This window comes from Streptomyces sp. NPDC026301 (assembly GCF_055567935.1).
In genome coordinates, this window is record NZ_JBVHPN010000025.1 from 14917 (window position 1) to 30008 (window position 15092).

A 15092-nucleotide genomic window follows, 5' to 3' on the forward strand; every position below is an offset into this window, starting at 1 on the left:
CGGCGTCTGGTGCTGGGGGCACCTCCCGTGCCCGTTCAGGGCTACGGGGGAGCATCGCAAGGCGGAGCATTGCCCTCGTACCGGGTTGTACGTGGGCATTGCGACAACGCCGCGAGGTGCCGTGCCTGGGGGCACCTCCCAGCGGTAGCTGGGGGAGTCGCGGCCCCGGGATGATCCGAAAGACGCGCCCTACTCCCAGGGGATGTTCCGCCACGGGCTGGCCGGGTCGGTGGTGAGGATGCGGTGGCAGGTCGCCATCTCCTCGTACCACGTACCGAACTCCTCGTCGTCGAAGTGAAGGCAGCGGCCGAGGACGTACCCGGCGGCGAAGTCCTCCCACGACCGATAGGTGTTCCGCGCGGCGCGCCCGGCCCGGAGAACCGCTTGCTCGGCCTCCTCCAAGGTGCAGTAACGGGCGCCGAGCCCCCAGCGGGCCATGCCCGAAGCGCGTCCGTAGTCCCACGCCTCGACGGACCGCACGAACTTGTCCGCGCCGAGCACCCCGTCCGCGCGGAACCGCGCCTCGTACCGTGCGATGCGGCCGATGAGCCGCCGCATCCCGGCGACCTGGGAGGCGACCTCGGCGTCGCTGGGCGGCTCGCTCTTCGTCACGCCGTCGGGGGTGAGCCGTACTTCGGCGCCCTTCGCGGCGTTGTGGCGCAGCACGCGTTCGGCCACCTCGCGCCAGTGGTCCACGCTCACCGCGCCCGCGAAGTCCAGCGCGAGCGACCGCCGCACCGCGAGCGCGAACTCCCAGACCTCGCTCACCATGTCGGCCTGGAGCAGCCGGTTCTGGGTGCTGAGCCAGTCCTCGCGGCTGGTGACGCCCCACCATTCCTTGAGCCGGGCCTTCTCGTGGGTGTAGCCGCCGCCGTGGTACGCCATGGAGTTCCACAGCTCGCCGTTCTTGACGAACAGCAGGGCCCCGCACGCGAGACCGTGCGCCACCGGGCCGTGCAGCGGGCCGCCCACGTGCAGGGCGCGCAGCCGCATGTGTTCATGGCTGCAGCCGCAGGTGCCGGCGTCGGAGCCGTGCTGCCGCCAGACGGTCCGGTGCTCGGGGGAGGTCGGGAAGTACGCCTCGCACGGGCTGCCCGGGTTCACGGCGAGCCACGGCGGGTCGTGCGGCTCCCACTTGCGGGCGTACCAGTCCAGGGAGGCGGAGAAGAAGACCGGGTCCTCGACGGGCGCGGGCAGCATGCCGGCGGTGAAGACGGCCAGGCACGGGGTGCCGGTGCGCTGGTCCCAGTACGGCTGGAAGCGCACCGTGCCCGGGTGGGCGTCGGCCGCCGCGCGGGAGTCGGCGATGAAGAGCTCGGTGTGGCCCAGTACCTCGAAGTAGGCGGCCCAGTCCCCGCGCGTCTTCGCGTCGTACAGCCGCTGCTCGACCTCGCTCGGCGCCTGCCAGGCCGGGGCCGCCGGTTCCCGTTCCGCGGGGCCCGGCTCGGCGGCCGCCTCCGGCCCGTTCGTCATCGCCATGGGCAAAGCCTATCGAGCGGTGATCACCGGCGGTGCAGCGCCTGTCGCGCGGTGATCACATCGACGCGCGGAGCCCGGCCGGCGGTGCTCACGTCATCCGCAGGGCCAGGAAGAAGTCCAGCTTGTCCTCCAGGCGGGACAGGTCCCGACCGGTGAGCTGCTCGATGCGGCCGACGCGGTACCTCAGGGTGTTGACGTGCAGGTGCAGGCGGCCGGCGCAGCGGGTCCAGGAGCCGTCGCTGTCGAGGAACGCCTCCAGGGTGGGGATCAGCTCGGCGCGGTGCCGGCGGTCGTAGTCCCGCAGCGGGTCCAGGAGCCGGGCCGTGAAGGCGCGGCGCACGTCGTCGGGCACGAAGGGGAGCAGCAGGACGTGCGAGGCCAGCTCCTCGTGCCCTGCGGCGGCCACCGGGCCCGGCCGGGCCGCCGCGACCCGGCGGGCGTGCCGGGCCTCCTCCAGCGCGCCGCGCAGCCCCTCCGCCGAGTGGACGGCGGCGCTGACGCCGATGGTGAGCCGGCCGTCGTCGGACAGCCCGCGGGCCAGCGGCTCCTGGACCGCCCGGAGCAGTTCCTCGGCGTTCAGCCCCTCGGTCTTGGTGTCCGCGTCGTCCTCGTGCAGCGCGGGCAGCGGTACCAGCGCGACCGCCTCGTCCCCCGTGTGCGCCACGGCGATGCGGTCCGCCGGGTCGGGGCCCGCGCTGCCGGGGTCGACCAGGATCTCTTCGAGGAGGGTCTGCGCGACCGGGCCGCCGGGCAGGTCCCCGCCGTCCCACTCGACGCGCGCGACCACGACCTGCCAGTGCGGCGCCGTGCCCAGGCCCGGCAGCAGCACGGGCGCGGCGACCCGCAGCCGGGCGGCGATCTCCGCGGGCGGGGCACCGGTCTGTACGAGCTCCAGCACCTCCTGCGCGAGCCGTCGGCGCACCGTGCGGGCCGCGTCGCGCCGGTCCCGCTCCACGGCGATCAGCTGCGTGACGCCCTGCAGCAGGTCCAGCCGCTCCGCCGGCCAGTCACCGGCGTCCGCCTCGACGGCCAGCAGCCAGTCCGAGAGCACGGTCTCGCGCAGGTCGCGGCCGCCGCTGCGGATGGGGAAGAGGGAGTACGTCGCGTTGCCGAGCAGGACGCGGTGCGGGCTGCGCCGCCCGCTGCGCGCCGCCGCCAGGTGCTCGCCCGCCAGCCGGGCGCCGACCGCCGCGTCCCCGGCCGGCGTGGAGTCGCCGCCCGGCGCCGCGCCCGCGATCCGCCGTCCGGTGGGGGAGAGGACCCAGGCGCGCAGGTCGAGGTCGGAGCCGAGCAGGTCCAGGACGACCTCGGGGCCGCCGCCCGCCGGGCCCGACGTCATCAGGCGGCGGTGCCGGTCGACGACCGCGGCCAGGTCGCCGGCCCGCTCGCCGGAGACCTGCCGTACGACGTACTCGGTGACCGTGGCGAAGGAGACCGACTCGGTGACGGAGAAGAGCGGCAGGCGGTGGCGCGCGCAGGCCGCGACCAGGTCCTCGGGGACCGGGCCCAGCTCCGCCGTGCCGGCCGCGAGACCGGCGACCCCGGCCTGGGCCAGGATGCGTACGAACGGCTCGGAGTCCTCCGGCGCGTGCCGCCAGGCGAGCCCGGAGAGCACGAGCTCGCCCCCCGAGAGGTAGCGGCTGGGGTCGCGCAGGTCGGTGGTCATCACGCCGCGGACCGTTCGGTCCAGCTCGTCCTCGCCCCCGAGCAGCCGCAGGCCCAGGGAGTCGGTTTCCAGGAGTGCGCGGAGCCGCATGGACGTCGCCCGCCGATCTTTCTGTCTGGTGTTGCCGGTGGAATACCGCGAGGTTGCCGGGCCCCGCTTTTCGTTCGAATCTACAAGACGGCCGCCCTGGCCAGCCAACCGCTTCATGGTTTCGGTGACTGCACCGGGTACCTGACTGGCACGTGTACTGGGTCACATCACGTAACAGAAACATGAACAACCGCTGAACAACTCCGGAGAAGAGAGCCACGCATGGACTTCCTTCGCCCCGCCAGCTGGGAGGAGGCGCTCGCCGCGAAGGCCGAGCACCCCACCGCTGTGCCGATCGCGGGTGGCACGGACGTGATGGTCGAGATCAACTTCGACCACCGCCGCCCCGAGTACCTGATGGATCTGAACCGCATCGGTGATCTGCGGGAGTGGGAGTCCGGTGCGGACACGGTACGGCTCGGTGCCTCCGTCTCGTACACCGAGATCATGGAGAACCTGCGCGCCGAGCTGCCGGGCCTGGCCCTCGCCTCGCACACCGTCGCGTCTCCGCAGATCCGCAACCGCGGCGGCGTCGGCGGCAACCTCGGCACGGCGTCCCCCGCGGGCGACGCGCACCCCGCGCTGCTGGCGTCCGGCGGCGAGGTCGAGGTGGAGTCGGTGCGCGGCCGCCGCATGATCCCCATCGACGAGTTCTACCTCGGCGTGAAGCGCAACGCCATGGAGCAGGACGAGCTGATCCGCGCCGTCCACCTGCCCAAGGCCACGGGCCCGCAGCAGTTCTCCAAGGTCGGCACGCGCAACGCCATGGTGATCGCGGTGTGCGCGTTCGGCATCGCGCTGCACCCGGAGACGAAGACCGTCCGTACCGGCATCGGCTCGGCCGCGCCCACCCCCGTACGCGCCAAGGAGGCGGAGACCTTCCTCGCCGCGGCGTTGGAGGAGGGCGGCCACTGGGAGTCCGGCGCGCCGGTTCCGCCGTCCGTGGCGAAGCAGTTCGCCCAGCTGGCGAGCGGCGCCTGCAATCCGATCGACGACGTGCGCGGCAGCGCGAAGTACCGCCGGCACGCGGTCGGCATCATGGCCCGCCGCACGCTCGGCTGGGTCTGGGAGTCCTACCGCGGCGACGGTCGCACAGCACAAGGAGGCGCACAGTGCGCGTGAAATTCACCGTCAACGGCCGCGAGCAGACGGCCGACGACGTCTGGGAAGGCGAGAGCCTGCTGTACGTGCTGCGCGAGCGGATGGGCCTGCCGGGTTCGAAGAACGCCTGCGAGCAGGGCGAGTGCGGCTCCTGCACGGTCCGCCTCGACGGGGTGCCGGTGTGCTCCTGTCTGGTCGCGGCCGGCCAGGTCGAGGGCCGCGAGGTCGTCACCGTCGAGGGCCTCGCCGACTTCGCGCAGCAGCGCGCCGAGCACGGCGGCTGCGCGACGGGCGCCTGCGGCGCCAAGGGCACGACGCTGGACCGGGCTAAGGGCTGGGCCGCCAAGCCGGCCGGTACGGGCGACAGCCGGACCGGCGAGCAGGTACCGCTCTCGCCCATCCAGCAGGCGTTCATCGACGCGGGCGCCGTCCAGTGCGGCTTCTGCACGCCCGGCCTGCTGGTCGCCGCCGATGAGCTGCTGGAGCGCAACAGCCAGCCCTCCGACGCCGACATCCGCGAGGCGCTGTCGGGCAACCTGTGCCGCTGCACGGGCTACGAGAAGATCCTCGACGCGGTCCGTCTCGCGGCCGCCCGCGGGGAGTCCGAAACCGCAGGAACGGGGGCCTGACCATGGCCGGAGTCACTCGGACACCCACCAACACGCCCACCGAGCTCACCCAGGGCAGCAATACCCCGGCCGGTATCGGGGCCTCCACCCTGCGGCCCGACGGCACGCTCAAGGTGACCGGCGAGTTCGCGTACTCGTCGGACATGTGGCACGAGGACATGCTGTGGGGCTACACGCTGCGCAGCACCGTCGCGCACGCCGAGATCCGCTCCATCGACACCTCCGAGGCGCTCGCCCAGGCCGGTGTCTACGCGGTCCTCACCTACGAAGACCTGCCGACCGCGGTGAAGAACTACGGCCTGGAGATCCAGGACACCCCGGTACTGGCCAACGGCCGGGTGCGGCACCACGGGGAGCCGGTCGCGCTGGTCGCCGCCGACCACCCGGAGACCGCCCGCCGCGCCGCCGCCAAGATCAAGATCGACTACGCGGAGCTGCCGGTCGTCACCGACGAGGCCTCGGCGACCGCCCCGGACGCGCCGCTGCTGCACCCGGGCCGCAACGACCACCACGCGGGCCACGTACCGCACCCGAACATCGTGCACCGCCAGCCGATCATCCGCGGCGACGCCGACGAGGCCGCCAAGCGCGCGGACGTGATCGTCAGCGGCGAGTACGACTTCGGCATGCAGGACCAGGCGTTCCTGGGCCCGGAGTCCGGCCTCGCCGTGCCGGCCGAGGACGGCGGCGTCGACCTGTATGTCGCGACCCAGTGGCTCCACTCGGACCTGCGGCAGATCGCGCCGGTGCTGGGCCTGCCGCCGGAGAAGATCCGGATGACGCTCTCCGGCGTCGGCGGCGCCTTCGGCGGCCGCGAGGACCTGTCGATGCAGATCCACGGCTGCCTGCTGGCGCTCCGTACCGGCAAGCCCGTGAAGATCGTCTATAACCGGTTCGAGTCCTTCTTCGGGCACGTCCACCGGCACCCCGCCAAGCTCTGGTACGAGCACGGCGCCACCAAGGACGGCAAGCTCACCCACCTGAAGTGCCGCATCGTGCTGGACGGCGGCGCGTACGCCTCCGCCTCCCCGGCCGTGGTCGGCAACGCCTCCTCGCTCGCCGTCGGCCCGTACGTCGTCGAGGACGTCGACATCGAGGCCATCGCGCTCTACACGAACAACCCGCCCTGCGGCGCCATGCGCGGCTTCGGCGCGGTCCAGGCGTGCTTCGCGTACGAGGCGCAGATGGACAAGCTGGCCAAGGCGCTCGACATGGACCCCGTCGAGCTGCGGCAGATCAACGCCATGGAGCAGGGCACGCTGCTGCCGACCGGGCAGCCGGTCGACTCGCCTGCCCCGGTCGCCGAGCTGCTGCGCCGCGTGAAGGCGATGCCGCTGCCGCCGGAGAACCAGTGGGAGACCACCGAGGGCGCCGACGTCCGCGCGCTGCCCGGCGGCCTGTCGAACACCACCCACGGCGAGGGCGTCGTCCGCGGCATCGGCTACGCCGTCGGCATCAAGAACGTCGGCTTCTCCGAGGGCTTCGACGACTACTCCACCGCGCGGGTCCGCATGGAGGTCATCAACGGCGAGCCGGTCGCGACCGTGCACACCGCGATGGCCGAGGTCGGCCAGGGCGGCGTGACCGTGCACGCGCAGATCGCCCGTACGGAGCTGGGCGTCCAGCAGGTCACCATCCAACCGGCGGACACCCAGGTCGGCTCGGCGGGCTCCACCTCCGCCTCCCGGCAGACCTACGTCACCGGCGGCGCGGTGAAGAACAGCTGCGAGGCCGTGCGCGAGCAGGTCCTGCAGCGGGGCCGGATCAAGTTCGGTACGTACCACCCGGCGTGGGCCACGGCCGAGCTGCTCCTGGAGGGCGGCAAGGTCGTCACCGACGGCGGCGAGGTGCTCGCCGACATCGTGGACGTGCTCGGCGAGGAGGCCGTGGAGGCGAACCTGGAGTGGCGGCACCGCCCCACCGAGGCGTTCGACCTGGAGACCGGCCAGGGCAACGGCCACGTGCAGTACTCCTTCGCGGCGCACCGCGCGGTCGTCGAGGTCGACACCGAGCTCGGCCTGGTGAAGGTCATCGAGCTGGCCTGCGCGCAGGACGTCGGCAAGGCGCTCAACCCGCTGTCCGTCGTCGGCCAGATCCAGGGTGGCACCACCCAGGGCCTGGGCGTCGCGGTCATGGAGGAGATCATCGTCGACCCCAAGACCGCGAAGGTGCGCAACCCTTCCTTCACCGACTACCTGATCCCCACCATTCTGGACACGCCCACCATTCCGGTGGATGTCCTCGAACTTGCCGATGAGCACGCTCCCTACGGGCTGCGTGGCGTCGGCGAGGCGCCGACTCTGTCGTCGACCCCGGCTGTCCTCTCCGCAATCCGGGCGGCGACTGGTCTGGCACTCACGAAGACGCCGGTGCGTCCGGAACACCTCACCGGCACGTGAGCCTCCGGGCGGTGCGGATGGTTTGGGGTGTCCTGTCCGTCCTCCCGCGGTTCGTACCGCCCGGAGTTTCCCCCACGTCAGCCCGGCCTCCTAGGATCCGTCCTCGGCGCCGCATCTGGCTGAAAAACGTTCGTCTCGGGCCGTCCCCCGGGTCGTGCGGCCCGTTCCATCCCAAATCTCACACTTCCCCCCTTGTGAGTGCCCCTATGAACCTTGGGAGATAGGCACCATGACCCAGCCCACCATCGAGCCGACCACGGCGGAGGACGCCGGCGCGGGTACGCGCCAGCCCTCCGGCCGGTCGTGGCTCGACCGGTACTTCCACATATCCGAGCGCGGCTCGACCCTCGGCCGGGAGCTGCGCGGCGGCATCACCACCTTCATGGCGATGGCGTACATCCTCCTCCTCAACCCCGTCCTGCTCAGTGGCAAGGACGCGGTCGGCGGCACCCTCCACCCGGGTGCCGTCATCACGGCCACGGCCTTCGCGGCCGCACTGGCCACGCTGCTCATGGGCATCGTCGGCAAGGTGCCGCTGGCCCTCGCCGCAGGCCTGAGCGTCTCCGGCGTGCTCGGCACCCAGGTGATCAGCGACATGTCCTGGCCGCAGGCCATGGGCATGTGTGTGATCTACGGCGTCGTGATCATGGTCCTGGTCATCAGCGGTCTCCGCGAGAAGATCATGAACGCGATCCCGCTCGGCCTCAAGCACGCAATCACCATCGGCATCGGGCTCTTCGTCACCATGATCGGCCTGGTCAAGGCCGGGTTCGTCGGCATCGGCAACGCCTCGGCGCCGGTCACCCTCGGCGTCCACGGCCACCTCAGCGGCTGGCCCGTCCTGGCCTTCTGCCTCACCCTCGTCATCATCTTCATGCTGCTGGCCCGCAACATCCCCGGCGCGATCCTGATCGGCATCGCCGTCGGCACCGTCTTCTCGCTGGTCGTCACCGCGATCTTCGGGCTGGGCGACAAGCAGTGGGGCCTGGCCACGCCCGCACTCCCGGACACCCTGGTCTCCACCCCGGACTTCAGCCTGTTCGGCAAGATCGAATTCGGCGGCTTCGCCGAGCTCGGCGCCACCACCGTGGCGATGGTCGTCTTCACCCTGGTCCTGGCCGGCTTCTTCGACGCCATGGCCACGATCATTGCGGTCGGCCAGGAGGCCAAGCTCGCCGACCACCTCGGCCGGATGCCGGGCCTGAACAAGGCGCTGCTCATCGACGGCGCGGGCGGTGCGATCGGCGGCGTCGCCGGCGCCTCAGGGCAGACCGTCTTCATCGAGTCCGCCAGCGGCGTCGGCGAGGGCGCCCGTACGGGCCTGTCGGCCACCGTCACCGGCCTGCTCTTCGGCGCGGCGCTGCTCTTCACTCCACTGGCGGAGATCGTGCCCGCCCAGGTCGCGTCCGCCGCGCTGGTCGTCATCGGCTCGATGATGATGCAGAACGCACGGCATGTGGACTGGAAGGACCGCTCCGTGGCGATCCCGGTCTTCCTGACCGTGGTCATCATGCCGTTCACCTACTCGATCGTGAACGGTGTGGCGGTGGGCGTGATCTCGTACTGCGCGATCAAGCTCGCGCAGGGCAAGTGGCGCGAGCCGGGTCCGCTGATGTGGATCCTGGCGCTGGTGTTCATCGCCAACTTCGCCTTCAACGACATCGGGTAGGGGAGACCCGCCGGCGCCGGGCACCGTGCCCGGACGGAGGCCGCATCGGCCCTCCGCGCAATCGCAGACAAGGAGCTGGACATGCTGGACATCGCCGAAGAGCTGAACCGGTGGGTCGAGCAGGGACGCGACTTCGCCGTGGCCACCGTGGTGGGCGTCGGCGGCAGCGCGCCCCGGCAACCGGGCGCCGCGCTCGCCGTCGACCGCGACGGCTCGGCGATCGGGTCCGTCTCCGGCGGTTGCGTGGAGGGTGCGGTGTACGAGCTGTGCCAGGAGGCCCTGGAGACCGGCACGCCGGTGCTCCAGCAGTTCGGGTACAGCGACGAGGACGCCTTCGCGGTCGGCCTGACCTGCGGAGGCATCGTCGACATCCTCGTCACCCCGGTACGCACGAACGCCCCGGAGCCATCAGAGGGGCCGGACGACCCCCCGGCCCCGGTGGACAGCACCTCCGGGACGCTCGTCGCGGCGGTGGCCGCCGCCGTCACCGCTGAGGCGGCGGCCCTCGCGCGCATCGTCTCAGGGCCCGCCGAACTCCTCGGCCGTGCCCTCCTCGTCCACGCCGACGGCAGCCGCACCGGCAGCCTCGGCGGCCATCCCGCACTCGACCGCACCGCGGTCGAGGAGGCCCGCGCGCTGCTGGACGCGGGCCGCACCACCACCGTCGAGATCGGCGCGGACGGCAGCCAGTGCGGCGCCCCGCTGACCCTCCTCGTCGAGTCCTCGGCCCCGGCCCCGCGGATGCTCGTCTTCGGCGCCATCGACTTCGCCGCCGCCCTGGTCAGGGCCGGCAAATTCCTCGGCTACCACGTCACCGTCTGCGACGCCCGCCCCGTCTTCGCCACGAAGCTTCGCTTCCCCGACGCCGACGAGATCGTGATCGACTGGCCGCACCGCTACCTCGACTCCCAGCAGCTGGACTCCCGCGCGGTGCTCTGCGTCCTCACGCACGACGCCAAGTTCGACGTACCGCTGCTGGAGCGGGCACTGAAGCTCCCCGTCGCCTACGTCGGCGCGATGGGCTCCCGCCGCACCCACCTGGACCGGCTGCGCCGGCTGCGCGAGGCCGGCCTGACCGACCTCGAACTCAACCGCCTGCGCTCCCCGATCGGCCTCGACCTCGGCGCCCGTACGCCCGAGGAGACGGCCCTGTCCATCGCCGCGGAGATCGTCGCCACCCGCCGCGGCGGTACCGGCGTGCCGCTCACCGGCGCACATACCCCGATCCATCACGACACATCGGTCACGACACGCCGTATCGGATCGGTTGCCTGAGGGCAGCAATACCGCTCCCGGTAAGCGAAGGATAAGATCGGCGGCCGGCCGTCCGCGCCATTCGTGGGCGGCTGTCGCCATGTCCGAGAACGAAGGAACACCGCACGATGAACTCGCCGGACGGACCACTCACCCCGATCTACGACCAGCTCATCAACGAGCAGGGTGACGTCGCCACCGAGGCGCGCGAGTACGCCCAGAAGACCGAGCAGGAAGCCACCGAGGTCCTGGACTTCCGCCTCCCGGGCCAGCCGTCTTCGGCGCAGTAGTTCCTACGGCGTCGCCGGTTCCTACGGCGTCGCCGGCACCCGGAGCGCCAGCAGCGCCACGTCGTCCTCGTTGGCCGCGTACAGGGCTCTGCTGATGAGCTGGTCGCAGAATTCGTCCAGGGAGCGGTCGGCGAGCGCCGCGGCGAAGCTGGCGAGCTGGTCCAGGCCCTCGCTCAGCGGCAGGCCACGGGCCTCGATCAGGCCGTCGGTGTACAGGACGACCGTGCTGCGCGGCGGGAGCGCCTGCTGGAAGTCGGTGCGCTCGGGCGACAGCTCGGTACCGAGCACCAGGTCGGCGGCGCCGTGCTCCAGGAAGCACACCCGGCCGTCGTCGTGCACCAGCAGCGGCGGCGGGTGCCCGGCGTTGGTCCAGCGCAGCTGCCAGTCGCCGGCCTGCGCCCGCTCGACCTGGGCCAGGATCATGGTGGCCAGCTGCACGTCGCTGATGTGGACGAGGGCCCGGTCCAGCCGGCCGACGGTGACGGACGGCGCCTCGGTGTGCTCCCAGGCGAAGGCCCGCAGCATGTTGCGCACCTGCGCCATGCAGGCCGCCGCCTGCAGGTCGTGGCCGACCACGTCCCCGATGACCAGCGCCGTCGTCCGGTCCGGCAGCCGGAACGCGTCGTACCAGTCGCCGCCGACCCGGGAGGCGTGCGGCGCCGGGTGGTAGCGCACCGTCATCTCCAGGCCCTCGATACGGGGCAGCGGCGGCAGCAGATGGCGCTGCATGGTCTCCGCGACCCGCCGCTGCCGCTCGTACAGCTGCGCGTTGTCCACGGCGAGCCCGGCCCGCCGGGCGATGTCGTCGACCAGCGCCAGTTCCGCCGCGTCGAAGGGCTTCTCCTGGTCCGTACGGACCAGGGTCAGCGCGCCCAGCACCTTGCCGGGGCCGCGCAGCGGCGCGATCACCGCCGACCGCATGCCGATCGCCCGGAACATCTGGCGCTGCTGGACGGCGATGCCGGAGTCCGGCGGCCCCGCGTAGTCCTCGGGCGTCACGATCCGGGGCGCCGCCCCGCGCAGTACCCGGGAAAGCGGCATCCGCGACCCCTCCTGCACCTGCGGCATCGGCCCGGTCAGCTCCTCCACCCGTACGTGCCGGCCGTCCACGTGGTGCACCACGGCCACCCGCCGCAGCTTGCCCTGCTCCTCCAGCAGATCGACCACCGCCCAGTCCGCCAGTCGGGGGACCACCAGCCGCACGAGCCGCTTCAGCGACTCGTCCAGATCGAGGGTGGAGGTGAGCACGGCGGTGGTCTCGGCGACCATCGTCAGCCGGTCGGCGAGGTCGGTCAGCGCCTCGAGGTTCTCCGGCGTCACCGGCGTGTGCGCCTCTTCCGGCGGCCGCTCGAAGAAGACCACGACCGCGCCGTCCGGGGCGCCGTCCACCTCGTACGGCACGGACATCCCGCCCACACAGATCAGCCCGCCGTCCCCGCGCGCGAACCACTGGCAGCCGTCCAGGGACACGGCCTGCCCGGCCAGGAACGCCTGGAGGAGCACGCAGTTCGGCCGGGGCAGCTGCGTTCCGTCGGGATTGCGGTGCAGCAGCTCGTGCGGGTCGGCGCCGAGCATGGCGGCGGCGGGGCGTGCCAGCAGCTCCTCGGCCTTGTCGTTGACGTGCGAGATCCGCCCGTAGCCGTCCTGGATGTAGACCCCGGCCGTCAGCCCCGCAGGCAGTACGGGCTCCGGCTCGCTCCCGGTCGCGGGATCCGACACGCCCGGCCCTCCTCACTGATGCCACCTGCACCGACGACCTCCTCCAGCGTCTCGCAGGATCGCCGTCGCGGCCTGCGCAGAGGGGGGACCCGAGTGGTGCGTACGGGGGAGCGGCGGGGCTAGGGCAGCAGGCCCGCGCGGCGCGCCGCGACCACGGCCTGCAGCCGGGTGTGGACGCCGAGCTTGCGCATCGCGGAGCGCAGATAACCCTTGACCGTCTCCGGGCGCAGCCCCAGCCGCTCCGCGACCGCGAGGTTCGTCGCGCCCGAGGCCACGCAGGAGAGCACGTCCACCTCGCGTGGCGAGAGCGTGACGGCGGGGTCCCGGCGGGTCCCGCCCGAGGCCGCGGCGAGCCGGCCGCAGGCCGCCAGCATCTCCTGCCGCAGCAGCGGATCGCCGACCCGCTGCGCCAGGGTGCGCAGCGCGCTGTGCGCCTCCCTGACCTCCTCCCACATCACCGGATCGGCGGCGGTCGGCTGCCGGGCCACCGACAGCAGCCGCTCCGCCTCGTCCTGCACCACCAGCGCCTGCTCCAGCTCCCTGGCCGCCTCCAGCGCGGCGGACAGCGGCCGGTCGCCCAGCTGCAACGGCTGCCGCAGCGCCCCGTACAGCACGCCGCGCACCCGCCGCCGCACCACGACCGGTACCGCCAGTACGGACTTCAGTCCCTCGGTGGCCACCGCCGCGTCGTACTCATGGCTGATCACCGCGGAGGAGTGGTAGTCGGTCACCGCGAAGGGCCGGGAGCGGGCCGCCGTCTTGCCGCCCAGGCCGTTGCCCGAGTGGATGGACAGCCCGCGCAGCGCGGTGGTGGCCGCGCCGGTCAGCTCGTTGATGCGGAACCGGCCCGTGCCGGACAGCAGGCCGCCGAACGCCACCGGCAGTCCGCTCGCCCTGCGCAGCCGCAGCAGCGCCGCCCTGACGTCCGCGGACCCGCTCTGCTCTGGCTCGTTCAGCACGCGCTAACCTCCGCTTCCCCCCATTCGGGGGTGGTGAGACCTGCGTCACCGATTACACGATGGCCGGAAGCCGCGGGGCAATGAGAACGACACATGGCGGACAGGCCCGGGACGAGGGCGACGGACGACGAGTACCGGGCTCCGTAGGTGTGCATAGGTGAGAAGTAGCCACGGGTAAGTGTTCCGGGTTCTGGATACGAGGAGAGCAGCATGCGGGTACCCATGACCATCGCGGACTTTCTGGACCGGGCGGAGGCGGGGTTCGCCAACGGCCCGGGCGTGGTGGACGAGCCGGATCAGCCCGGGCCGCCGGTGCCCGATGCGACGTACGGCCGGTTCGGCGAGCGGGTGCGGGCCTGGCAGGCGGGGCTCGACGCGCTCGGCGTCGGCGAGGGCGAACGCGTGGCGGTGGTCAGCCACAACTCGACCCGCCTCCTTGAGCTGCTGTTCGCGGTGCCGATGAGCGGCCGCATCTGCGTACCGGTCAACTTCCGCCTCAAGCCCGAAGAGATCGACTACATCGTGCGGCAGAGCGGCGCCTCCGTCCTGCTCATCGACCCGGAACTGGACGCCGCGCTGTCCGACGTCAAGGCCCGCCACCGCTTCGTACTCGGCGAGCAGACCGAGACGGAGCTGATGCGCTTCGGCATCGCACCGCGCCCGTGGTCGTACCCGGACGAGGACGCCACCGCGACCATCAACTACACCTCCGGCACGACCGCCCGCCCCAAGGGCGTCCAGCTCACCCACCGCAACATCTGGGTCAACGGCCTGACCTTCGGGCTGCACACCCGCGCCTGGGAGCGCGACGTCTATCTGCACACGCTGCCGATGTTCCACTGCAACGGCTGGGGCATGCCGTACGTGATGGCCGGCCTCGGCGCCAAGCAGGTCGTACTGCGCAAGGTCGACGGCACCGAAATCCTGCGCCGCGTCGAGGAACACGGCGTCACGCTCATGTGCGGTGCGCCCGCGGTGTGGAACATGGTCCTGGACGCGGCGGCGAACTGGGACGGCGAGATCCCCGGCCGCGACCGCGTCCGCATCGTCTGCGCGGGAGCCCCGCCGCCCAGCCGCACGATCCAGCGCATGAACGAGGAACTGGGCTGGGAGTTCACCCAGATCTACGGCCTGACCGAGACCTCCCCGGTCCTCACCTTCAACCGGTCCGGCGCCGCCGACGCGGACCTCCCCGCCGAGGAGCGGGCCCGCAAACTCTCCCGCGCGGGCCTCCCCGCCCTCGGTACCAAGCTGCGGATCTCCCCCTCCGGCGAGGTCCTGGCCCGCTCGAACACCGTCCTGGAGGGCTACTGGGACAAGCCCGAGGAGACCGAAGCGGCCCTGGAGGACGGCTGGTTCCACACGGGCGACGGCGGCACCCTCGACGAGTCCGACGGCCACCTCACCATCTCCGACCGCAAGAAGGACGTCATCATCACGGGCGGCGAGAACGTCTCCTCGATCGAGGTGGAGGACACCATCTTCAGCCACCCCGCCGTCGCCGAGGTCGCCGTCATCGGCGTACCGCACGAGAAGTGGGGCGAGACCATCAAGGCCCTGGTCGTCCTCGTCGAAGGCGCCACGGCCCAGGAGGCGGACATCATCGCCCACTGCAAGCAGCACATGGCGGGCTACAAGGCCCCCACCACCGTCGAGTTCCGCGATGCCATCCCCCGCACGGCCACCGGCAAGATCCAGAAGTTCAAGCTCCGCGAACCGTACTGGTCGGGCCGCGACCGCGGCGTCAACTGACCGCTCCGGCACGTGCGTTCCGCGGCAGCGCCCCCGCCGCCGCGGAAAGCACCATATGGATGTGATGTCACGTATTGCCGCCCCT

11 protein-coding genes are annotated in these 15092 nt (G+C 72.0%); 7 read left to right on the forward strand and 4 right to left on the reverse strand.

Going from position 1 to position 15092, the window contains the following annotated elements; all coding sequences use genetic code 11:
• Positions 1 to 189: 189 nt before the first annotated feature.
• Both ACZ4MH_RS31205 and ACZ4MH_RS31210 read right to left on the reverse strand, forming a co-directional pair.
• Complete coding sequence (locus tag ACZ4MH_RS31205; RefSeq protein ID WP_467754806.1) at positions 190 to 1479, reverse strand: DUF1266 domain-containing protein; 1290 nt, start codon at positions 1477 to 1479, stop codon at positions 190 to 192.
• Positions 1480 to 1567: 88 nt separating this feature from the next.
• On the reverse strand, positions 1568 to 3235 hold the full coding sequence (locus tag ACZ4MH_RS31210; protein ID WP_467754807.1) for a PucR family transcriptional regulator: 1668 nt from the start codon (positions 3233 to 3235) through the stop codon (positions 1568 to 1570).
• 222 nt (positions 3236 to 3457) lie between these two features.
• Between ACZ4MH_RS31210 and ACZ4MH_RS31215 the strand changes: the two genes are divergently transcribed.
• The 6 genes from ACZ4MH_RS31215 to ACZ4MH_RS31240 all read left to right on the forward strand — a co-directional run bounded on the left by ACZ4MH_RS31215 (position 3458) and on the right by ACZ4MH_RS31240 (position 10577).
• On the forward strand, positions 3458 to 4357 hold the full coding sequence (locus ACZ4MH_RS31215) for an FAD binding domain-containing protein (protein WP_351599850.1): 900 nt from the start codon (positions 3458 to 3460) through the stop codon (positions 4355 to 4357).
• Positions 4348 to 4965: a (2Fe-2S)-binding protein gene (locus ACZ4MH_RS31220; RefSeq protein WP_351599851.1), complete on the forward strand. Its 618-nt coding sequence runs from the start codon at positions 4348 to 4350 to the stop codon at positions 4963 to 4965. Before ACZ4MH_RS31215 ends, ACZ4MH_RS31220 begins: the two co-directional genes overlap by 10 nt.
• A 2-nt stretch (positions 4966 to 4967) precedes the next feature.
• Complete coding sequence (locus tag ACZ4MH_RS31225) at positions 4968 to 7364, forward strand: xanthine dehydrogenase family protein molybdopterin-binding subunit (protein ID WP_351599853.1); 2397 nt, start codon at positions 4968 to 4970, stop codon at positions 7362 to 7364.
• A 229-nt stretch (positions 7365 to 7593) separates the two neighbouring features.
• Complete coding sequence (locus ACZ4MH_RS31230; RefSeq protein ID WP_351599855.1) at positions 7594 to 9033, forward strand: NCS2 family permease; 1440 nt, start codon at positions 7594 to 7596, stop codon at positions 9031 to 9033.
• Between the two features lie 81 nt (positions 9034 to 9114).
• Positions 9115 to 10308, forward strand: coding sequence for an XdhC family protein (locus ACZ4MH_RS31235; protein WP_351599857.1), 1194 nt, complete (start codon positions 9115 to 9117; stop codon positions 10306 to 10308).
• Positions 10309 to 10415: 107 nt separating this feature from the next.
• Positions 10416 to 10577, forward strand: coding sequence for a hypothetical protein (locus ACZ4MH_RS31240; protein ID WP_351599859.1), 162 nt, complete (start codon positions 10416 to 10418; stop codon positions 10575 to 10577).
• Between the two features lie 21 nt (positions 10578 to 10598).
• Here the strand turns inward: ACZ4MH_RS31240 and ACZ4MH_RS31245 are convergent, their stop codons facing one another.
• Together ACZ4MH_RS31245 and ACZ4MH_RS31250 are read right to left on the reverse strand one after the other, a co-directional pair.
• On the reverse strand, positions 10599 to 12296 hold the full coding sequence (locus ACZ4MH_RS31245) for a SpoIIE family protein phosphatase (protein ID WP_351599861.1): 1698 nt from the start codon (positions 12294 to 12296) through the stop codon (positions 10599 to 10601).
• Positions 12297 to 12415: 119 nt separating this feature from the next.
• Positions 12416 to 13255, reverse strand: a complete 840-nt coding sequence (locus tag ACZ4MH_RS31250) for a LuxR C-terminal-related transcriptional regulator (protein WP_351599863.1) — start codon at positions 13253 to 13255, stop codon at positions 12416 to 12418.
• Positions 13256 to 13465: 210 nt separating this feature from the next.
• Here ACZ4MH_RS31250 and ACZ4MH_RS31255 point away from each other — a divergent pair, with 210 nt between their 5' ends.
• Complete coding sequence (locus ACZ4MH_RS31255) at positions 13466 to 15007, forward strand: AMP-binding protein (RefSeq protein ID WP_351599865.1); 1542 nt, start codon at positions 13466 to 13468, stop codon at positions 15005 to 15007.
• Positions 15008 to 15092 lie beyond the last annotated feature (85 nt).